The 20,545-nt window shown below is 58.5% G+C and carries 20 protein-coding genes and 5 pseudogenes; 11 read left to right on the top strand and 14 right to left on the bottom strand.

The window, feature by feature from the left end:
- Nucleotides 1-12: 12 nt before the first annotated feature.
- On the bottom strand, nucleotides 13-2,070 hold the full coding sequence (locus tag FHT79_RS29920; protein WP_246714078.1) for a recombinase family protein: 2,058 nt from the start codon (nucleotides 2,068-2,070) through the stop codon (nucleotides 13-15).
- Nucleotides 2,060-2,257 (bottom strand): hypothetical protein, encoded by a 198-nt coding sequence (locus FHT79_RS29915; RefSeq protein WP_065283532.1) that lies wholly within the window; start codon nucleotides 2,255-2,257, stop codon nucleotides 2,060-2,062. Before FHT79_RS29915 ends, FHT79_RS29920 begins: the two co-directional genes overlap by 11 nt.
- Before the next feature lie 342 nt (nucleotides 2,258-2,599).
- On the opposite strand from FHT79_RS29915, the pseudogene FHT79_RS29910 reads away from it, so the two are divergent.
- From FHT79_RS29910 to FHT79_RS29900, 4 genes and pseudogenes are all read left to right on the top strand, one after another.
- Nucleotides 2,600-2,779: pseudogene (locus tag FHT79_RS29910) on the top strand (IS3 family transposase); the annotation flags it as partial.
- Between the two features lie 262 nt (nucleotides 2,780-3,041).
- Nucleotides 3,042-3,227, top strand: a pseudogene (locus FHT79_RS32310) (IS110 family transposase); the annotation flags it as partial.
- Nucleotides 3,228-3,611: 384 nt separating this feature from the next.
- Nucleotides 3,612-3,920 (top strand): type II toxin-antitoxin system RelB/DinJ family antitoxin, encoded by a 309-nt coding sequence (locus FHT79_RS29905; protein WP_097631588.1) that lies wholly within the window; start codon nucleotides 3,612-3,614, stop codon nucleotides 3,918-3,920.
- A complete protein-coding gene (locus FHT79_RS29900) occupies nucleotides 3,917-4,210 on the top strand; it encodes a type II toxin-antitoxin system RelE/ParE family toxin (RefSeq protein ID WP_097631589.1) in 294 nt (97 codons plus the stop codon). Before FHT79_RS29905 ends, FHT79_RS29900 begins: the two co-directional genes overlap by 4 nt.
- A 175-nt stretch (nucleotides 4,211-4,385) precedes the next feature.
- Here the strand turns inward: FHT79_RS29900 and FHT79_RS29895 are convergent, their stop codons facing one another.
- The 10 genes from FHT79_RS29895 to FHT79_RS29850 form a co-directional block, all read right to left on the bottom strand.
- Nucleotides 4,386-5,423, bottom strand: coding sequence for a Gfo/Idh/MocA family oxidoreductase (locus FHT79_RS29895; protein WP_097622646.1), 1,038 nt, complete (start codon nucleotides 5,421-5,423; stop codon nucleotides 4,386-4,388).
- Between the two features lie 16 nt (nucleotides 5,424-5,439).
- Complete coding sequence (gene aroQ, locus FHT79_RS29890; protein ID WP_097596145.1) at nucleotides 5,440-5,889, bottom strand: type II 3-dehydroquinate dehydratase; 450 nt, start codon at nucleotides 5,887-5,889, stop codon at nucleotides 5,440-5,442.
- Nucleotides 5,890-5,917: 28 nt separating this feature from the next.
- Complete coding sequence (locus FHT79_RS29885; RefSeq protein WP_097631590.1) at nucleotides 5,918-6,286, bottom strand: 5-carboxymethyl-2-hydroxymuconate Delta-isomerase; 369 nt, start codon at nucleotides 6,284-6,286, stop codon at nucleotides 5,918-5,920.
- A gap of 25 nt (nucleotides 6,287-6,311) precedes the next feature.
- The gene (locus FHT79_RS29880) at nucleotides 6,312-7,187 is read right to left on the bottom strand and encodes a shikimate dehydrogenase (RefSeq protein WP_165932291.1); all 876 of its coding nucleotides are present in this window, start codon (nucleotides 7,185-7,187) and stop codon (nucleotides 6,312-6,314) included.
- A 12-nt stretch (nucleotides 7,188-7,199) separates the two neighbouring features.
- Complete coding sequence (locus tag FHT79_RS29875; protein WP_348649679.1) at nucleotides 7,200-7,883, bottom strand: amino acid ABC transporter ATP-binding protein; 684 nt, start codon at nucleotides 7,881-7,883, stop codon at nucleotides 7,200-7,202.
- Nucleotides 7,884-7,908: 25 nt separating this feature from the next.
- The gene (locus tag FHT79_RS29870; RefSeq protein ID WP_097631591.1) at nucleotides 7,909-8,748 is read right to left on the bottom strand and encodes a transporter substrate-binding domain-containing protein; all 840 of its coding nucleotides are present in this window, start codon (nucleotides 8,746-8,748) and stop codon (nucleotides 7,909-7,911) included.
- A gap of 51 nt (nucleotides 8,749-8,799) precedes the next feature.
- The gene (locus FHT79_RS29865; RefSeq protein ID WP_097596141.1) at nucleotides 8,800-9,450 is read right to left on the bottom strand and encodes an amino acid ABC transporter permease; all 651 of its coding nucleotides are present in this window, start codon (nucleotides 9,448-9,450) and stop codon (nucleotides 8,800-8,802) included.
- Between the two features lie 11 nt (nucleotides 9,451-9,461).
- Nucleotides 9,462-10,130, bottom strand: a complete 669-nt coding sequence (locus FHT79_RS29860) for an amino acid ABC transporter permease (RefSeq protein ID WP_097596140.1) — start codon at nucleotides 10,128-10,130, stop codon at nucleotides 9,462-9,464.
- Nucleotides 10,131-10,206: 76 nt separating this feature from the next.
- A complete protein-coding gene (locus tag FHT79_RS29855) occupies nucleotides 10,207-11,037 on the bottom strand; it encodes a TIM barrel protein (RefSeq protein ID WP_097631592.1) in 831 nt (276 codons plus the stop codon).
- On the bottom strand, nucleotides 11,038-11,772 hold the full coding sequence (locus tag FHT79_RS29850; protein ID WP_097596138.1) for a GntR family transcriptional regulator: 735 nt from the start codon (nucleotides 11,770-11,772) through the stop codon (nucleotides 11,038-11,040).
- A gap of 286 nt (nucleotides 11,773-12,058) precedes the next feature.
- Here FHT79_RS29850 and FHT79_RS29845 point away from each other — a divergent pair, with 286 nt between their 5' ends.
- Genes FHT79_RS29845 through FHT79_RS29830 form a run of 4 tightly spaced genes read left to right on the top strand, consistent with a single transcriptional unit; the run spans nucleotide 12,059 to nucleotide 15,298 of the window.
- Nucleotides 12,059-12,952: a dioxygenase gene (locus tag FHT79_RS29845; protein WP_097631593.1), complete on the top strand. Its 894-nt coding sequence runs from the start codon at nucleotides 12,059-12,061 to the stop codon at nucleotides 12,950-12,952.
- Nucleotides 12,953-12,973: 21 nt separating this feature from the next.
- Complete coding sequence (hpaH, locus tag FHT79_RS29840) at nucleotides 12,974-13,756, top strand: 2-oxo-hept-4-ene-1,7-dioate hydratase (protein ID WP_097596136.1); 783 nt, start codon at nucleotides 12,974-12,976, stop codon at nucleotides 13,754-13,756.
- A gap of 8 nt (nucleotides 13,757-13,764) precedes the next feature.
- Complete coding sequence (gene hpaI, locus FHT79_RS29835; protein ID WP_097596135.1) at nucleotides 13,765-14,532, top strand: 4-hydroxy-2-oxoheptanedioate aldolase; 768 nt, start codon at nucleotides 13,765-13,767, stop codon at nucleotides 14,530-14,532.
- Between the two features lie 34 nt (nucleotides 14,533-14,566).
- The gene (locus FHT79_RS29830; protein ID WP_097631594.1) at nucleotides 14,567-15,298 is read left to right on the top strand and encodes a transporter substrate-binding domain-containing protein; all 732 of its coding nucleotides are present in this window, start codon (nucleotides 14,567-14,569) and stop codon (nucleotides 15,296-15,298) included.
- Between the two features lie 413 nt (nucleotides 15,299-15,711).
- On the opposite strand, the pseudogene FHT79_RS32530 reads toward FHT79_RS29830, so the two are convergent.
- Nucleotides 15,712-16,156, bottom strand: a pseudogene (locus FHT79_RS32530) (AraC family transcriptional regulator); the annotation flags it as partial.
- A gap of 8 nt (nucleotides 16,157-16,164) precedes the next feature.
- Between FHT79_RS32530 and FHT79_RS29820 the strand changes: the two are divergent.
- Nucleotides 16,165-16,462, top strand: a pseudogene (locus FHT79_RS29820) (ISNCY family transposase); the annotation flags it as partial.
- Nucleotides 16,463-16,701: 239 nt separating this feature from the next.
- On the opposite strand, the gene FHT79_RS29815 reads toward FHT79_RS29820, so the two are convergent.
- Nucleotides 16,702-17,733, bottom strand: a complete 1,032-nt coding sequence (locus FHT79_RS29815) for an IS110 family transposase (RefSeq protein ID WP_097631595.1) — start codon at nucleotides 17,731-17,733, stop codon at nucleotides 16,702-16,704.
- Between the two features lie 121 nt (nucleotides 17,734-17,854).
- Here FHT79_RS29815 and FHT79_RS29810 point away from each other — a divergent pair.
- Both FHT79_RS29810 and FHT79_RS29805 read left to right on the top strand, forming a co-directional pair.
- Nucleotides 17,855-18,399, top strand: a pseudogene (locus FHT79_RS29810) (ISNCY family transposase); the annotation flags it as partial.
- Between the two features lie 119 nt (nucleotides 18,400-18,518).
- Nucleotides 18,519-19,613, top strand: a complete 1,095-nt coding sequence (locus tag FHT79_RS29805; protein ID WP_097631596.1) for a GSU2403 family nucleotidyltransferase fold protein — start codon at nucleotides 18,519-18,521, stop codon at nucleotides 19,611-19,613.
- Nucleotides 19,614-20,545: the final 932 nt, after the last annotated feature.

Raw genomic sequence — 20,545 nt, 5'->3', positions numbered from 1 at the left:
CATCTTTCTATGTCATTGAAGGGAATAGGCTTTCCTGATCTGGAGGCGATCCCGCGGGGTGGCGAGGGTTCTTCCGGGCACGATCGAGGATCTGACGTGCTTGTGGGGTCGCGAGTTTGGAACGGCTGAAGATCCATGGGCCATCGGGTAGCGGATGAACCCCTCAATATCGCCAGCCTCGGCCGCCAGACGCAGCGTCTTTGGCGTTATCCCGAGTAACTTCGCCGCACCGCCCAGATTAAGCCATGGCTCGACCCCGTCGATCTGCGGACGGAAGACCGGAATCTTGCGATATGACCTCAGCGCGGTGACCCGCTCCCGTGTCCAGCGATTGCCATTGCCGGTCGTCAATCCGTTGCGATTGAGGACACCGGCAATCACGTCGTCATTGGCGATCAAGATGAGCTGTCTCACAGCGTCGACAATGTCGTCAGGGGTCGCGTTTCTTTGGCCACGGCGTCGCTTCGGCAGGCGCAGCTCGGTGTGGACGCCTCCAACCCAATGAATGACGAGGACGATCTCAGAGGTTCCATCATCGAGATCGGCGACCACTTCATTGATGAGCGTGCGCACGATGCGCTTCTTCAGTCTTGCATCGGTTGTCGGCGCCGTCCAGACGGTGCGAAGGTTTCCCGCAAGTGCGGTTACCTGTGATGCGGACATAGGGAACGGCTGCGGCGTAACTGTCCGATGTTTGGCAATCTTGGCCTCGATCTCGCCGACGCCAGTCAGCGCCTTGTTCCAGCGCGCCTCCAGCTCCGACGTTACAAGTCTGTTTTCCGGATCGGCCGCGTCATATTGCCGGAATGCCCGGTCGGCTACATAGCGTGCTGCCTCGAGGTCGCGCAGCAGGGCATCCTGAACCTGATCGCGTTGGCTGGCCATATTGCGTTCCGCCTCAACGGCGGCCGCGATGGCTCCCGGTTCGACCACGCCGAGCAGCGCCTCCTCGATCGCATCATCGACCCGCAGACCGCCGAAGGCGATGCAACGTGGTTCGCCACTATCGAGTAGACCACGCCAACAGGAATAGCGCGGGATGTTATGGTTGCCTCCTGTGTAACGAACCGTCAGCTTCCGGCCGCACCTTTTGCAGCGGAACAGGCCGGCAAGCAGAGCGTCGCCATGCTTCGGCGCTCCATGATGGCGACTGGCCGGTACATTGTCGCTGACCATCTTGCGGATCTCCTCCGCCCGTTCCCAACTGATGTAACCTTCGTGCGCGTCCGGGATCAGGGCAAGCCATTCATCACGCGCCTTGCGGCGAATTCCAGATCGGCCATCGTATCCCGGTACGGAACGACTCTTACCATAAGCATAAGCGCCGCCGTAGATCGGGTTCGCAATCATCCGGTGGATGGTGGCATAATTTGGCCTGCGCCAGATGACGTCACCGTTGGCGCACCTGACGGGCAGGTCCAACCCCTGCTCAAGGAACCATAGCAAGGCCTGCCGGGCACTCCCGAGTTCGGTGACCTTGTTGAAGACGAGTGCGATGGCTTCCTGGATGCGTCGGTCTGGATCCTTCTCGATCCTATCACCGGCCTTTACGAAGCCGGCCGGAACAGTGACGACGAGTTCACCGCGGCGAGCCTTCTCATAGCGGGCGGAAAGGGAACGCTGACGCAAGAGATCGAGTTCATACTCGTTGAGGCTGCCCTTCAAACCCAGGAGCAGGCGGTCGTTGCCCTGGCGGGGCGCATAAATTGCTTCCTGGTCGACCAGGACGGTATCGACAACGCGGCACATCTCGATGAGTTGCTGCCAATCGCGGCTGTTCCGGGCGAACCGCGATACCTCACGCGCGGCCACGGCGCCAACCTTGCCAAGGCAGACTTCCGCCACCATCCGATCAAATCCAGCGCGGGTCACGCCGCCGGCGGCCGAACGACCAAGGTCGTCATCCACCGTCTCTATCTGTGACCATCCAAGCGCTGCCAGACGGTCGCGCATGGCGTACTGGAGGGCGCTGCTCTCTCGATTGTGCAGAACCTGGTGAGCCGAGGACTGCCGAACATAGAGGATGGCCTTCCGCTCCAGATGATGCGGCCCGATCTTCTCATGCATCATGACCGGCCTCCTTCTGTTGGGAGGCATGTCCGCACTTTGCGTGATCGACGAACAGCCGCACGATGAGCACCGTCAACGCTTGGCGAGTCTCCTCCGGCAACTCCGACCATTGCGGCGTCCCTGCCGTCTTCCCCCGCTGCGGGGCCGAGAACAGATCGAACTGGCATGTCATGGGCTGGCGAGGCATGAACATCTCTCCGACTCGTTTCGTGAGAGACCAATGCTGCGCCCATTACCGAAGATTGCGATGACGCATCAGCGTCCTTCAGCAATCTTGCCAAAGTATGCAGGCTTGCGAGATCGACGTGCGGGACCGCCAAGCTGCGCCAACAACCACTCACTGATCGGTCGAACATCCACGACGGGACCTCAAGAAGTCGACCAGAAGAAGAACCAGAAAGGCTGCAGCGGAAAATATGCGTCCCTTTGGACACCGCATCATGCACGTGAACGAGCCGTCCGGACCAGGGATGCCACGGATACATAAGCTCGCGAACCTCGGTCCCGTGGGTGTTCTGTCGTCGTGTTGTACAACGATCATCGACCACACTCTGGACTCGGCTGGATGACACCTGCCGAGTTCGCTCAGACAATCAACCCGCGACGTGATGCGGTGCTGCGCAGCCGAAATGGCTTCGCACCGAAACCCGCCGCTACCGCCGCAAATACCGAAACCAAAAACCGCTGGAGCGAACTCAAAATTGGATAAAACTTGGGGGCAAGGTCAAAGGCGATGCTTCAGGACGTGCTGTCAAAAAATGTATGGTCCGCCCTGTCATTGCAAGGACTTTAGGTTGCGACGATAGCAGTCTGCGTAAATGTATCCGGCCTCTCGCGAGTGGACTGCTGTTGTAGCCAGGCCCTGATGAGATCCGCACATTCTGTTTCCAAATAGCTTCTTCGGGCACGAAGCCCGCTTTCGACCTGGATTTACAGAATGTCGATCAACTGTCTCTCGTCAGTAAGACCGTATGTCCGTCTTCGTAGCTGAGGTGGCTCGCCCTGCACTGGTCTTCCGAGGGTTGCTCGGACAGGCCGAGCCGATCCTCATCACAGGAGGACGAGCCGTGGCAGATTATAGAGAAGTGTTCGTAATCGATGTTGCCAAACTAAAGAATGCGATTGCTGTCGCTGAATCCGGCCGGGAGGGAGAGATTCCATCCGATGCATCAACCTCACCCCAGAAGCGGCTGTGGGGTGAAATAATTCGAGGCGATCGGAGCAGCCCCGGACGCACTATCGGGAATGCGGTAGGCAATCCGCGCATCTGAGCTTGATCACCGACGTCCTTGAGTTCCGCCTCCACCCATACGCGATCATCATCATGAACAGTCGTTCGTTTGGGCGGGTCGGTTCCTCGCGCCTAAAGCATGGCAATGCGCGTTCGTCCCGGTTCTGATCTAAAAACATAGCTCAATGCCGGGACTGTTCGGTTGCTCAGTTTAGGTCGTGCTGCTTATTCATCCAGCAGGCGGTCCAAAAAGCACCATGGCGTTTGTCATTCATTTGCATTATCATTTCGCCAAAAAGTGGAGATCGCTATGGCTGCAAATGCACTGGTACAAACTCGTATCGATGCCGATGTTCGGGATCGTGCCTCCGCAGTGCTTGGAAATATGGGGCTGACCGTATCTGATGCGGTTCGTATCTTACTCACCCGAACGGCCAACGAAGGTGCGCTGCCGCTGGAGCTTCTTTCAGGCAGCGAGGCCCACGACGCTTGGTTTCGCACCAAGGTACTTGAAGCGCTGAACGATATTCGACCGGACATCTCAGATGATGAAGTCGAGGCGCATTTCGCTGAACGTCGAGCGGCCGCCCGCCTTAACGCGGGCGCGCGCAAATCGTGAAGCTTACCTGGTCTGCGTTCGCGTTATCGGATCGCGACGCCATTTTCACATACATAGAAGCAGAAAATCCGTCAGCCGCCATACTGGTCGACGAACGGATCGTTGCTGCCGTCCGTCGGTTAGTAGATTTTCCCGCGAGCGGTCGTGTTGGCAGAATTGCTGGCACCCGCGAACTGGCAATTAACGGCACGCCGTACGTCGCGGCGTATGCAATTACCGAAACAGCGGTTCGTATTCTTCGCGTCCTCCATGGCGCGCAGGAATGGCCAGACACTTTGCCAACGCGCTAGGCTTTGTTCTCGATGGTGAGTATCAACGGGTCGGCGGTTCGAATCTTTTCAAGGCGAGCATTTCCCTGCCGATCAGTTACAACCCGGAGGGTCCTTCTCAGCAGTTCCGCGGATCCGACACCAACCCGCCGATCGTCTTCATAGTGCTTCAACAACCCGGCGCGTTGGGTTGTCTCTATCCTAGAACGACGCGCTCGCCACTTGCCGCGGATTGTTTGACGGCCAAAATGACCTTTAGTGTGTTCAGCCCTTCGCGCCCGCTGACCAACGGCGCTTCTTCATCGCGGATCACCTTGCAGAACTGCCGAATCTGTAGCACCAGCGGGTCTTCGTACTGGACGGCGACGCGGCGCTTTTCGAACGGCTCCCACCAGCTACGTTTTATGCCGTTCTTCCACACGTCGAGCGCAGGGATAGTCAGGGACCCGCGGGTCCCTCCGATCAAGTAACATGACTCTTCCGTTTTCGGGTAGACTGGGTTTTCACCCGTCGTCATCTCCCAGCTCCAGGGTGCGACGACGGAGTCCGAAACGGACGCTGTGGCAAGAAGACCGCTTGCGAATTCCATCAGGATCACCGAGGTCTCTTCGACGGCGTTGCCGCGGACGGCACTGGATTCGCGCGCCTGGACGGCAACGATGTCGCCAAAGAGGTAGCGCAGGTTGTCGACGTCGTGGATCAGGTTGAGGAAGACCGGGCCGGCCCCGGCCTGGCGCCGCCATTCGATGTCGAAATAGTCATCCGGCTTGAACAGCCAGAACATCGCGTTGGCGACGAGGATGTGGCCAAGCTCGCCGCTGTCGATGATCTCTTTCGCCTTCTGGATCATCGGATTGTGGCGGCGATGGTGGCCGACCAGAAGCGGAACGCCGGCGGCTTCCGCCGCACCGATCAGCTTTTCACCGGCCGCGACATCGTCGGCAATCGGCTTTTCGATCAGCGCCGGCACCCCGGCGGCAACGGCTTCGAGACCGTTGGTGACATGGATTTGGTTGGGCGTCGCGACGATGATGCCGTCGGGACGATCCGTCTCGATCATTGCCGCGAAGCTCGGAAACCATTTAGCGCCGGATTCCCGCGCGATCTGCTGCCCTAACGGCATCGGATCGACGACGGCCAGGAGTTCCGCCTGCGGCTCGGCAAGTACGTGCTCGATATGTCGCTTGCCGATCAGGCCTGCGCCGAGCACCGCAAGCCTTACTTTCCGTTCCATGCCGGCCCCTTTCGCGTCACTTCTTCTCGGCCGACATGATCAGGCTTGCCACCCGGCGGATCGCTAGCTGATAGCCTTCGGTGCCAAGACCGGCGATCACGCCATCGGCGCGGTGCGAGACGAAGGAGTGATGGCGGAAGGCTTCGCGCTTGTGGACATTAGAGATATGCACCTCGATGACCGGCTGTTCGAAGGTATTGAGTGCATCGAGAATCGCAACGGAGGTGTGGGTGAAGGCGGCCGGGTTGATGACGATGCCGGCGCCGTCCTCACGCGCTTCGTGGATCCAGTCGATGATCTCGTATTCGCGGTTACTCTGGTGAAAGCGGATGTCGTGACCGAGTTCAGAGGCGAGCCGGCGGCAATCGGCCTCGACATCGGTGAGCGTCTCGTGGCCATAGATATGTGGCTGGCGCTTGCCGAGCAGATTGAGGTTTGGGCCATTTAGGACGTAGATGAGGCTCATACTTGTTCCTTTCAAATTGCCGGAATGGTCACGGCAGTGTTGTCTCGTGGATTGCAAAATCGGGATCGGACTGGATGAGATCGGCACGCAGGGCGCAGCGCCCCTCGTCAAGTGCCGGACGTACGACGCCATCGGCTGCGTCATAGACCGTCTGCAATATTGCCCGTTTTTCGTCAGGCGTACGGCCGGGCGCGATCCGCAAGATGATCTGCACGAACTGATTGTCGGGATGCTCGTCGGCAACCAGCGAATGAGTGGCCTCGCGGGCAAAAGTGCGCACGGCATTTGGCTTGACCGCGCCGCTTTCACGCACGCTGCGATGAACGGCCTTCACCAGCGCCGGCACGTCCATACGTCTGCCGGCTCCCTCGCTATATTCGATTACGATATGGGGCATCGTTTTCTTCCTTCGCCAGCCTGGATCAGGAGGCTCGGCACAGTTCGTTGAAATGGGTGCTCATGCGTTCGGCGTCCGGTTCGATACCGCTGAAGAGCTTGAACGCCGCGGCCGCCTGAAACACCGTCATTCCGCCACCGGGCAGGGTGCGGCAGCCAAGGCGGGTTGCAAGCGCCAGAAGCTCGGTCATGAGCGGCATGTAGACGATGTCGGCGACCCAATGATGGGGCTCCAGCCAACTTTCCTCGATCGGCAGGCCCGGATGGTTCTTCATACCCGTTGGTGTCGCATGGATGAGCCCATCGGCGGTCCGCAGCGCTTCGCCGACATCGGTGATTGCGAAGGCGCGTTCTGCGGAAAAGCGGCTGTTCAGATCCCCCGCCAGCTTGCTGGCGCGTGCACTATCCTGATCGAAAATCGCGAGACGCTTGATGCCGAGTTTCATCGCGGCATGTGCCACCGCGACGCCAGCGCCGCCGGCGCCCAGAAGGACAGCCCGATGCCGCGGAACATCAGGAAGACCGCGCCGAAAGTTTTCATAGAAACCGTACCAGTCCGTGTTGTGACCGGTCCGTCTTCCATCCTTGAATACGACCGTGTTGACGGCGCCCAGCATGAGCGCGTCCTCGGACATATCCGTCAGATGTGGAATCACCGTCTGCTTGCAGGGGTGGGTGATGTTGCTGCCGGCAAAGCCGCGCGCTTCCTCTTCCGCAAGGAGATCAGGCAGGGCGGTGGCCGGAACGCCGCGCTCCGCAAGGTCGAGGAGTTCATAGCGATAGTCGAGGCCCTGAAGCAGGCCTTCGCGCTCGTGCAGAGCAGGGGATTTCGACATCTGGATATCCGCGCCGATCAGTCCCACCAACACAGCGCGCTTCATCGTTTCGTTTGAAACAGTCATGTGCGGATCGCCTTAATGATGGGCCAGGATTTCGCCGAGGAAGGCTTGGGTGCGCGGATGCGACGGATTGCGAAAGAAGGTTTCCGGCGGCGCTTCTTCGACGATTTCGCCGGAGGCCATGAAGATCACGCGGTCGGCCACCTGCCGGGCAAAGCCCATTTCATGGGTGACGCAGATCATCGTCATGCCGTCCCTGGCCAGACCGATCATCGTGTCGAGCACTTCCTTGACCATCTCAGGATCGAGCGCACTGGTCGGCTCGTCGAACAGCATGGCCTTCGGCTCCATGCAGAGCGCCCGTGCAATCGCAACGCGCTGCTGCTGTCCGCCGGAAAGTTGGGCGGGGTACTTGTCGGCCTGATCGAGAATGCGGACACGTTCGAGATATTCGCGGGCGATTTTCTCGGCATCCACCTTGCTGGTGCCCCGAACCCGCATGGGGGCGAGTGTACAGTTTTCTAGAATGGTCATGTGCGGAAACAGGTTGAAGCTCTGAAACACCATGCCGACTTCGCGCCGGACGGCGTCGATCGACTTGCTGCTGTCATTCAGCTTTGTCCCCTCGACCGTGATCGTGCCTTTCTCGCCTTTGCGGACCGTAAGACTGATGTTCTTCAACGCATGGAATGCGCCGTACCATTTATCCACGCTTTCCATCGAGAGAAACGGGCCTTGAGTGTCAGCGGCGTTTGGCACGGCGATCTCCTGCGTAGAACATGCATCAGTTGATGGTGAAGGGGATGTTCGGAATGGATTCGGGGAACTTCGGAACGTCCACTTTCATCCACTTCCCATAGACTTTGGCGTGCTCGCCGTTCGCCATGATCTTGTCGAGGAAGGCGTTGACGGCTTCATTCCAGTCCTTCTCGCCGAGTCGTGTTCCGACGCCATTGAATGTCGTGAGGAAATCGATCTTGCGTTCATATGTACCGGCGCTGGCTGCTTCCAGACGGTCGAGGTAGAACTGATTGCCACCGACCGCCTGCACCTGGCCGGAAAGCAGCGCCTGGATGGAGGCGGCATCATCGTCGAAGCGCCGGACGGTCGCCGTATCGCCGACAGCGGTGGTCACCGCCTTATCCTGCGAGCTTGACTTTGGAACGCCGATCTCCAAGCCTGCGAGATCGCCGATTTCGGCCATCTTCTTGTCCTTCGGACCATAGAGCGAAATCGTGTTGCCCGCATACGGCTTGCTGTACTGGATGGACTTGGCTCGTTCCTCGGTCATCGCCATGGTGGCAAACAGGATATCGACCTTGCCGGTGACAAGTGCCGGGATGCGATTGGCGACCGCGAGTGGTGAGAACTCGACCTCAACGCCCAGTTCCTTGGCGAAAAGCTTGGCGATATCGGCGTCGAAACCGTCCTGAACGCCGCTCGAATTGACGAAGCCCCAGGGTGCGTTGTCGCCCTGAATGCCGACGACGATCTTGCCCTTGGCTTTGACCTCCTCCACTGTCGCGGCCTGGGCAGACATCGGCGATAGCCATGGGGCGACTACCAGAACTGCCGCTGCGAACAGAATTCTACGGCGCTTCAGGCCGGTATTAATGCTGATCATTACCTTCTCCTCCTTGGTTGATAGAGCTTTTGTGTTTTTTGGATTGCCAACTTACCGGGCGGCCTTTGCCATCCGATTTTCGAGCCGGGTCCCATAGAGAGACAGGGGCCAGCAAATGATGAAGTAGATCGCGCCGACGATGCCGAAGATCAGCAGCGGCCTGTAAGTCTGATTGGAGACGATCTGTCCGGCGCGCGCGAGTTCGATGAAGCCGACGATGGCGGCAAGCGATGTCCCCTTGATGAGCTGGACGAGGAATCCGACGGTTGCCGGCAGGGAAACCTTGAAGGCCTGCGGAAGGATCACGTCCTTCATCCGCGAGATATAATGGAGGCCCAGCGCATTTGCGGCTTCAGTCTGGCCCTTCGGGATTGCCTGGATGCCGCCGCGCCAGACCTCGCCGAGAAAAGCGCTGGCATGCAGCGTGAAGGCGATGGCGACGGCCGCCCATGCCTCGACGCTGATGCCGACAAGTGCGATCCCGTAATAGACCACGAACAGCTGCATCAGCAGGGGTGTACCCTGAAAGACGGAGATATAGCCCGCCGCCGTCTTGCGGAGCGCGGAATGTGCAGACGTCCTGGCAAGCGCGATGATCAGTCCGAATATGCCGCCACCGATGAAACCGATCGCAGATAGAAGTAGCGTCCACTTCAGGCCCTGCAGGAGGAAAAGCATTTCGTTTTGGCCGATAACACTCATTGTCCTGCTCCTCACCGCACCGGATAGCTGAAGAAATGCCGCGAGATCAGCGCAAACAGCCCCATCATCATCCAGGAGATGACGAGGTACATGAGCGTGATCGTGAAATAGACCTCGAAGCTGCGGAACGTATCGGACTCGATGATCTGTGCGACGGAAGTCAGCTCGTAAGCCGCAATGGATGTGCAGACCGATGTGGTCAGCGTCAGCATGATGAACTGGCTGGTCAGCGAGGGATAGATAGCCCTGAGCGCCGGCTTCAGGACGATGAGGCGAAACACCTGCGCCTTGTGCAGGCCGAGCGCGAGCCCGGCTTCAACCTGACCCTTGTGGATGCTGTCGACACCGCCACGAATAATTTCGATGGCATAGGCGCCGCCATTGACGGCGAGCGCGATGATCGCCGTGGCGGTGGGATTGAGGCGAATACCCATCATCGGCAAGGCGAAGAAGATAAAGAAGATCTGCACCAGGAAAGGAGTATTGCGGACCACTTCGACGAAGGCGATGACGGCCGAGCGCAAGGGACGGATATTCGATGTCCGGGCGGCAACGCCGATCACGCCTACCACCAGCGCCAGCGACATGCCGGCCAGCGCAAGGCCGATTGTGGCCAGAGCCCCCATCAGCAGGTCGGGCATCTTTTCGAAGACAACGCTGAAATCCAGCACGTAGTTCATGACAATATCTCTCTCCCGTCGACGGGCTCCTCTGCCTGTCTCCGTGTCGTATTAGCTGTTGCGCTGTTGCTCGTGTTTAGCCGGTCAACGCACGGGTGGCATCGTAAAGGTGACGCAAATGCTCCTCGGGTGTCTGGCTGGAATGGATAGGAACCTCCACCGAGACGGCAGCGACTGCCGGCAACACTTTTATCAGGCTGGCAATGGGAAGCTCGCCCAACCCTGGGGCGAAACGTCCCGTTCTGGCCTCGCTGACCATTTGATCCGCCGTCGTCGGCGCGGGTCCACGGGCGTCGCAGAGCTGAATGCTCCTGATCATGCCTTGAGGGGCAGAAGAGACATCCTCGGCTCGGCCGCCATTGCGGAAGAAGTGCAGCGCATCGACCAGCACACCGGCATTGTCCCTGCACGATCCCTGCACGATCGACAGGGTGTCGTCAAAGCTGGCAACAGGGCGCCAGCCCATGTTCTCCAGATCGACGCCCATGCCGAAGGTGGCCGCAAGGTCGCAAAGCGCCGCGAAATTGGCGACAAGGCGCTCCCGATCCGGGTCGTCGCCGCAGACACTGAGACGTCGCGCACCAAGCGCGCTTGCTGCTTCCAGCACTGACGTCAGAGCAGCGGCATGGAAGTCCGGTCCGATGACTACGAATTCGATGTCGTAGAGCGAGATCCCTTCACCATCCAGACGGGCTTTAACGTCACGAGTTGCGTCGCTTCCGGTCGGCAGCTCATAATAGGGAGCGCCGGGAAATGCCGGATGAAGGCGCAGGCCAACCGACGAAAAGCCGGCTGCGGCGGCAAGCGACACAAATTTCGCCGGCTCGACATCAATCGCTGAAAAATGCGCGATCCCCAGCGACGGCGCTGAAATCTTGGCTGGTATTGTTTCCCGCCGCGTCTCCATTCAGGCAATTCCCTTTTCAGCGAGATGCCGTCGCAGATTTGTGCCGGTACGATGGATGTGCTCGCGCAGCCGGTCGCAGGCATAGTCCATATCCCGCGCCACTGTTCCTTGCGCGATTTCGCTATGTTCAACGCTGACATTGCGGTCGCCGGATGTGCGGGTGAGAAATGTGCGCCGATAGCGGTCGTTCAAGTTCAGCATGGTCTTGCAGAAACTGAGAAGCAGCGGCTTCCGGCAGCCCGATATCAGGGTGAGATGAAACTCCCGGTGGACGGCTTCCCACTGTTCAAGCGTTTCGGGTCTTGCCGCATCCCGTTCCGTGCGGTTCAGGCGGTGCAGCGCACGCATGACATTGCCTTCCCAATCGACATCGCCGACGCGCATAGATTCCCGCAACGCATATGTTTCGAATTCCTCGCGCAAACTGGTGATCTCTTCGAGGTTCGACAGCGAAACGGGCGACACGCGGTAGCCGCGATTGTCTTCGAACTCGACAAGTCCATCCGAAATGAGACGCGCCAATGCCTCTCGCAAAGGGCTGAGGCTGACGTTAAAGCTCTGTTTTGCCCGGTCGAGATTGATCTTGCTGCCAGCCTCGAGCTGGCCGGAAATAATCGCCTCGCGCAATCGCGACACCAACTGGCTGGCGATGGTATTTTTGCCGTCATCTAGAAAGGACGACGTTGCCGCCTCCGCGCCGCTTTCCAAAATGGGGCTGCCAGGTCCTGATTGCAATTGACATCCTCCCAGGTGGTTCCGCCGCCTTTTTAGATCGCGGAACTCATTATCGACGATCCGTATAATAAACGATTATTCCTGTCAACAGCTTGATGAGGGTTGGCGTCGATCTTCGGATCGCACACGGTCACATCCGGATTTTTATTGAATAATATCAAGTACATTTTACTGAATTTTAAGCGGCCTACGCTCATCCCCTTAAAATATCCCGCATTTCGTGGAGGTTTGGCTTGACAAATAATCGATGATTTTTCAAAACAAGCACGTCCAAGGGAGGTGTGAGATGGTGATACGGACGCACGAGGATGTGACGGCGGCTGTTCTGAAGGTGATGGCGCAGACTGCCGATAACCGGCTTCGCGAGATCCTGACGGCGCTGGTGAAGCATCTGCACGCCTTTGTTCGCGAAGTTCGCCTGACGGAGCCGGAGTTTCGCGATGCCACTGCGGTCCTCAACGAAATCGGCCAATTGCAGACGGACAGTCATAACGAGTTCGTCTTGATGTCGGGCTCGCTGGGCGTTTCGACACTGGTCTGCTTGCTCAACAATGGCGACCAGGGACAAACGGAAACGTCCCAGTCGCTGCTTGGACCCTTCTGGCGCCTCAACTCACCGCGCGTTGAAAATGGCGGTACCATCGTCCGGTCGGATACGCCGGGTTCTCCACTTTTCGTTCACGCGCGGGTGGTGGATGCACACGGTAAACCCATTGCGGGCGCCGAAGTGGATGTCTGGCACGCGTCGCCCGTCGGTCTCTACGAGAACCAGGATCCTGATCAGGCCGAGATGAACTTGCGGGGCAAATTCACGACGAACGCGGAGGGCCGCTTCTGGTTCAGCACGGTGAAGATGATCGGATATCCGATCCCGGTGGACGGTGTCGTCGGTCGGCTTTTGAAGGCCCAGGGGCGTCACCCCTATCGTCCGGCGCATCTACATGCGCTGATCTTCAAGCAAGGTTTCAAGACACTTATTTCGCAGGTTTTCGACCCGAGCGATCCGAATATCGATTCCGACGTGCAATTCGGGGTGACGTCCGCGCTGACCGGCGATTTCGTGCAGCATGACGAACCGCATTCGGAAGATCCGAGTGTGAACGTTCCCTGGTTTTCCCTGGAGTACACATACGTGATGGAGCCCGGCGAAGCGGTTCTGCCGCGTGCGCCAATCAAATAAACAAACGGAAGAACCATACCCATGTTGACGGAAGAAGAACACCGCCGCGCGGCGCAGGCATTGCTGGGCGCCGAGGAAAGCCGGGTGCCCATCCCGCAGCTCAGCAAGACCTATCCACACATCGAAATCGAGGATGCGTATCGCATCCAGGATCTTTGGGCGGAAGGCAGGATTGCCAAGGGCGCGCGCGTCGCGGGCCACAAGATCGGCCTGACGTCGCGCGCCATGCAGATGGCATCGAAGATGACCGAGCCGGATTATGGGCGCATCCTTGATGATGCTCTGTTCAACGATGGCGCTCAGATCAGGGCCGACCTCTTCATCAAACCGCGCCTCGAAGTGGAACTTGCCTTCGTCATGGGCGAGGATCTCGAAGGCCCGAGTACCCGCATCTACGACGTTATGCGCGCCACGGAATTCATCGTGCCGGCGCTCGAAATCATCGACTACAGGACCGAGGTTCCGCGCGCGATCACAGATACCATAGCGGATAACGCGGCCTTCGGCGCCATCGTCGTCGGCGGTCGCGTGATCCGTCCGATGGATGTCGACATCCGGTGGATCGGGGCGACGCTCTCCAAGAATGGGATCATCGAGGAGTCCGGCGTATCGGCGGCCGTCATGGGACATCCCGCGGCGGGGATCGCCTGGCTCGTCAACAAGCTCCATGCGGTTGGCGGCAAACTGCAAAAGGGGCAGATCGTGCTGGCGGGCTCCTTTACCCGCCCGGTTGACATCGCTGCTGGCGACGTCATCCACGTGGATTATGGCCCGATCGGCGCAATCGGCGTCGCTTTTGTATAGGTTAAAACATGAACCTTCCGGAAAATCGCTTCAAGCGGGCGCTGTTCGAAAAGAGGCAGCAGATTGGTCTCTGGTGCAGTCTGCCGGGCAGCTATGCGGCGGAGGTCGTCGCGCCCTCCGGGTTCGATTGGCTGCTGTTCGACACCGAACACTCGCCAGGCGACGTACTGACTGTCTTGCCACAGTTGCAGGCGGTCGCGGCGTACGATGTCTCGGCGATCGTGCGGCCCGCAAGCAATGATGTGGTTCTGATCAAGCGCTACCTCGATATCGGCGCGCAGACACTCCTCATTCCTTATGTGCAGAACCGTGCGGAAGCGGAAGCTGCGGTCTCCGCCATGCGCTATCCTCCTGCCGGTATCCGCGGTGTATCGGGACTGACGCGGGCGACGCGTTTTGGGCGTGTCTCGGGCTATGCCAGGCGGGCGGAAGAGGAGTTGTGTCTGCTGGTGCAGCTGGAAACTCGCGCCGCACTCGAGGCATTGGAAGCCATTGCACAGGTTGATGGTGTCGATGGCGTCTTCATCGGCCCGGCGGATCTTGCCGCCAGCCTTGGATATCCGGGGGAGCCCGGTCATCCCGAGGTCGTGGCTGCCGTCGAGCATGCGATCAGCCGCCTTGCAGCTCTCGGCAAACCGGCCGGCATCCTGACGCCGGACACCGCTTTTGCCGCCCGCTGCATTGAACTCGGAACGACTTTTACCGCAGTCGGCATCGATGTCGGCCTTCTCGCACGCGGAACCGAGGCGTTGGCAACGAAATTCAGGGAATCGTGACCGCAACATTGCGTTGTCGGGCAGGAGATCGAACATGACCGGCGATGTCACAGCTTCTCTCAGCGCACTGATCCCAAAAGGCTATCTTCGGGCGGCGGTAAACCTTGCAAACATCGCTTTGGTGCAGCACGACCCAGAGACAGGATCCGTTGAAGGGGTCAGCCCACAACTCGCCAAAGAGCTTGCGGAGCGCCTCGGTTGTCGCGTCGAATTCGTCGCATACCCATCAGCAGCCAAGATTCTGGAGCGGGTCGATCACGACGAGTGGGACATCGCCTTCCTGGCCGCCGATCCGGCACGTGAAGACAGGCTGCTGTTTTCGCCTGCCTATGCGATGATCGAGGGTACGCTGGTGGTTCGAGAGGCAACACCGTATCGCACCTTTCAGGACGTCGACGCAGAGGGCGTGGAAATTTGCGTCACCCGCAACGCTGCCTATGACCTCTATTTGTCCCGGCGTCTCGCGCGTGCCAGAATCGTTCATTCGTCTACCCCGGGGGAGGCGCTTGAAATGTTTGTCGAATGTAAACATCACGCCGCGGCGGGTGTGCGGCAAGCGCTTGAGCGTTTTGCGGGCACCCATAAAGGCTTCCGCGTTTTGGTGGAACCTTTCCTCATTATAAGGCAAACGATCGCTGTCAGTTGTTCCCATCCGGCTGCGGGTCTGTTGGTGCGCGAATTCGTCGAAGAGGCTCGTCAACAAGGATTTTCGGAAAATGTCGTTCGCCATGCACAAGGCAATGGCGTTGCTTTGGCAGAGCAGTAGCGGTACCACAAATAGGTGGCCGACAATGAAGGCAGAGTGTTCAGCGTTTGAGGAGACAGGCTGGGGGCCCGATCGCAGCTTCGATCCCTGGTGGTGACTCAATCAATGGCGGCGTTGGCAACCCTCTCCACGCCGTCTTCGGCGCCTTAATCTTCACCTTGATTCCGATTGGATGCCTTGTCATCGGCTTTGATTCAAGGTTTCTGCAGATTGCCTTTGGCGTCGCATTGATTGCCTCTGTCGCTCTCACGCTTGATCGCAAGACGCTGTCGATCATCAAATGATTGCTTATTTGGCGCGCCAGAGTAAGTTTCCTCGCGAGATCCTCCCATCCGCCACCTTGTGCCCGGCATCAGCGGGGCATTCGGCCCATGCGCGGGTTCGGTGCGACTGGGCGCTCTCATTTCATTCGCGAAATACTGTCCGGCAGAAGCGCCAAAAGCCGTCCTGAACACCGCAATGAAGGCGCTGGGGCCTGAGTAGCCAAGCAAAAGGCGATATCGCCGACGCTTCGGCCGGCAGCGAGCCACTCCACTACTTTGAGAAGTTTCGCCTGCTGACGCCAGGCGCGGAAACTCATGCCTGTCTCAGATTGGAAATGGCGCTGGAAGCTGCGGGGGACATGGCCGCACGTGATGCAAGCGCATCGAGTGGCCAATCGGCACCCGGTTCGTCCCTGATGTCTGAAGCGATGCTACGGAGGCGCTCGGATGCCGGCGAGGGAAGGGACAGCGGCGCGATCGGACTCGCCTGGAGCTGGCCGAGAATGACCGGGATAAGTCTTTCGGCATGGGCACTGCCGGCGTCCGCGCGAGGTATCTCCAGGAACGCCAGGATAAGTTCGCGTAGGAGTGGCGTCCGGTGCAGCCGGGTTGGTTTCGAAGAAGCGATCACGGCCAAGCAATCGGCGCCACAGCGAGGAGTTTCGCAATGCGGCGCTAGACCTGATCCGCGAACGCTATCTCGATTTTGGCCCGACGCTGGCGCGCGAGAAGTTGATCGAACTGCATCACATCTCGCTCGCCAAGAACGTTACGACAATGGATGACAGAGGCCGGCATATGGGTCTCGCGACGCGAGCGTAAGAAGCGGGTTTTCCAGCCGCGTGGCCGGCGCGATTGCTTTGGTGAGCTCGTGCAGATCGATGGCTCGCATCACTGGTGGTTGTCTAATCGCATTCCATCCGTCAAGCTGATTTGAGCATTCCTCGACGTTGCCGTCTTGCGGGATGGGAAAGACGGCTAGACTGTTTGGATGGATCTGCCCTCATCGGCCGTACCGGCAGAGCTGTCCATTGCTGGGCGCAGGGTTGTCTCCGCGGTCGACAGATGTCGCCGCGCAGCAGGGACGCTCAGCTCCTCTAGTTAGATGACGCGCTGAGGGATGAAGGCTGAGCGCATCGCCTATACAGCGGCACCAGCCGATGCGTTGAACACTTCTCCTGTTCTGAGCATGCTGTGCATGATGACCGCAAGCTTTCGGGCAACCGCCACGGCGGCGCGCTTGAAGCCAAGTCGCTCGCGCAGCTTAAGTCCCCAGCTCTTGAGACTGCTCTCGGCCCTGGCGCTGGTTCTCGTCAAAAGCACTGTCGCCGCTTCATAAAGCAGCCCACGTAAACGATTGTCCCCCCTTCGCGAGATACGGGCGTCATAGTCGACCTCACCTGACTGATAACGTCGCGTTGTCAGCCCAAGCCAGGCGCCGACCGAGCGTGACGTTCGAAAGTTTTCTGGATTTTCAATTGCCGTAACGTAGGACACCGCTGTGACTGCGCCGATTCCCGGGATTGTCATCAATAGCTTCGTGGCTTCGCTTTGACGGGCCACTATAAGCAACTGGCGACCAAGATCGGCGGCGCGCTTGCGGATATCGTGCCACGCGTCCAAAAGAGGCAAGATGATCTTCGCAAGCTCGTTGTTCCCGTCCAAAAGCTTCCGCACATCGCCATCAAACACTCGACCCTTCGCTTTCGGGATGATCAGACCGAAGGTCTTCATCAGGCCGCGGATTTGATTGCCGAGTTGCGTTGAGATGTACAGGAGTTGTTCGCGGGCAGCCACCAATGAGCGGGTCATCATAGCGTCAAACGACTTGACGCGAACCGCTTTGTAAAAACCGGCTTCAGCGAGTTGAGCTAAACCATCCGCATCATTGGCATCGGTTTTGTTGAGCGTCTCGTTCAATACCTTTTGCGCGTGCCGCGCTTCTATACAGATCGCCGGCACTCCCTCGCTCGTCAGCACGTGATAGAACCACGTCGACAACGGTCCCGTCTCGAATACGACGCGCCGAGCGTAAGGGGCATGCTTGCGGATCATCTCCGCCAGAAGTTTTGGATCCGAAGGACATTTCCCCCGCCAGATCCGCTTCCCGTCTTCGCGGATCGAAATTGCCGTATCTTTCAATGAAACATCAAGGCCAATATATTGGTTCATGGTTGCCTCCATCCGATGTTTGGGCCCGGTTCCAATCGAGAGCCCGTTTTTCCATCTTATCGGGGGCAACCACCCTCGCCAGACCAAAAGCCGCAGACGATCGCGCCGCGATTACTCCATGTTCGAGAACCGCGGCCCCAAATGCGCCCTACTCGTCTATATCGATGACGCCACCGGCAAGCTGCTGCATCTACGGTTTGCCGGATCGGAGAATACATTCGACTATCTGCACGCGACCAAGGCCTATCTGCAGCAATGGAGCAAGCCACTGGCGTTCTACAGCGACAAGCACAGCGTCTTTCGCTCGACCAATGCGTCGCAGACAGACCGGACGAGCGGCTAACGCAATTCGGGCGCGCGCTTTATGAGCTGAACATCGACATTATCTGCGCCAACGCCCCGCAAGCCAAAGGCCGTGTGGAGCGCGCCAACCAGACGCTGCAGGATCGGCTGGTCAAGGAGTTGCGCCTTCGCGGCATCGATACGATTGAGGCAGCCAACGCTTATGCGCCGGAATTCATGGCAGATTTCAATTCCCGGTTCGGCAAGCAGCCGCGTAATCCTAAGGATATGCACCGGCCGCTGGCCGATCATGAGAACCTGGATGGCGCCATGTGTAGGAAAGAAGCTCGCACGCTGTCGCAATCCCTGACGCTACGCTACGACAACGTGAGGCGCCGCGGGTTTGACTCGCTTCAAGGCGAAAGCTAGCATCCTACCTTGTGACCTACCCTCTCGACCGTTATACTGTTTTTGAAGAACAGTATAACACCGGAGTCGAGCTTATGAAGTCCATCGACCTCATGTATCAGACCATGCTCGCCGAGCTGGGTCAGCGCTCGCTCGACGCCGCTTGGACGGCCGATTTCCCTCCTGAGGGTCGGTTCACCCCGGCAAACATCAAGGGGCGCAAGTACTGGTACTTCGACATCCCAGATGGACATGGTGGTACCAAACGGCGTTACGTCGGTTCTGCTGATGATCCCGATATCGCGCAACGCGTAGCTGATCATAAGCGGGACAAGGACGATCTACGCGCTCGAAGGCGCTTGGTAAATAGCCTGACCCGCGAAGGCGGGATGATCGCCCCTGACGCCATGTCGGGCGACATCGTCGAGGCTCTTGCCGATGGCGGTCTCTTTCGGCTCCGGGGTGTTCTCATCGGCACGGTGGCCTTTCAATGCTACTCAGGACTGCTGGGCGTCCGCCTTCCCATGGCTGCGATCCTGACCGGCGATGCGGATATCGCCCAGGACTATGCCATCAGTCGGGAGGTTGAAGACAGTCTGCCTCCGATCGTTGAGCTGCTGCAGGGCGTCGACGCCAGCTTCCGGCCAGTTCCACACCGATCCGGATCCGCGGCCTCGTCGGCGTTTCAGAATGCCGACGGCTACAGGGTTGAATTCCTGACGTCGAACCGTGGTTCGGATGATTACATCGACCAGCCGGCGAAGATGCCTGCCCTTGGTGGCGCCGGCGCGGATCCACTACGCTTTCTCGACTTCCTCATAAGGGAGCCCGTCAGGACAATGCTGCTCCACCGAAGCGGTGTCCCAGTCGTCGTCCCTGATCCGTCCCGGTATGCGGTCCATAAGCTCATAGTCGCCAGCCGCCGACACACTGACGGGCAGGGGCCGGCGAAGCGAGAGAAGGATGTTCATCAAGCTGCGCTGCTCGTTGAAGCCCTGCAGCAGACAAGGCGATCTGCCGACTTGGCGCTCGTCTACAACGAAGCATGGGAGCGCGGGCCTGCGTGGCAAGAAGGTATTCGAACCGGGGCGGGAATGCTGCCGGCACAAGATGCCGAGCGGTTCAACACGGTGCTAATGGAGGGGGCAAAAAGAAACCGCGAAGAAATTGAACTTCCGTTTGGAGAGTAGCCTGTCTTCCGCTTCGAAAGCCAAGCAAACGGCACCGTGAAACTCTACCCATCTCCGGCCATGATGATGTCGTGGAAAGCCACTTGAAGGCGGCATGGATGACCTCCAGTCATCCCAGGCTCGGCCGCGGAGACGCATTGTAGGCGTGGAGTCTTCATTGATATTAGTTCTGAAAAACGGGCCGTTGGTCCCGATCCCCTTCAAGAGCAGAACATTTTGTTGGCGGCTGCCGGCCCGAAGCAGATTGATTCTGTCCCCAATTGGCCCAAAAAATCTCCCCATGAACCGCCACGCCGAGCGGGGGACGGTCAGCGATGTTACTATTGCTCGCCACGGCTGAACGCACCGCGCCGGCCATCCAGAATCGACGCATTTTGGCTCGCAAACCTCATGAGGCTTCGGATAAAGAGGCTTAAGATAGAAAATTCGATTAAGCTATTGGATGGCTGAAGCCTGTAAAGCTTAAGCGAGTTGCACGCGTATTCTATCAAATGTGTCCGACTAGTAACATAATGTACGCATCATTCCCTCAATATTTGGTTTAATGCCACATCCTTGTCTTTCCGAGAATTTTTTATCAGGAGAATTACTGTGGGATGCAACAGATATCGCGCTAGATCCGTTGTAGGTCGAGCATGCCGAGAAGATAATAGAAGTTATCGATATTATGACGATTTTCTGCATAGCGTTCATCTGCGTCCTCCATCTCATTGCGAAGTCTCGGTCTCAGCGTTTGTATCATCCACATTGCCTCCTCAATGCGATCAAAGGCTGGCTTTTACCGCGATCGATAATCAAAATATGTTGTAGTGACTACGTGGATTTGAAGCTTTGGATCAAAAGCTTTTCGTTTTCTCGTGTACCGGCGTTTTGATCTGCTTTGACCAGCCGCCCGTAACATTGCTTATTCAAAACAGGGCCGCATGCCGCGA

The organism is Rhizobium sp. BK212, from assembly GCF_014197475.1.
GTDB lineage: Bacteria > Pseudomonadota > Alphaproteobacteria > Rhizobiales > Rhizobiaceae > Rhizobium > Rhizobium anhuiense.
Note: the sequence above shows the minus strand (reverse complement) of the source record. Positions and strands in the feature narration are given on the sequence as shown.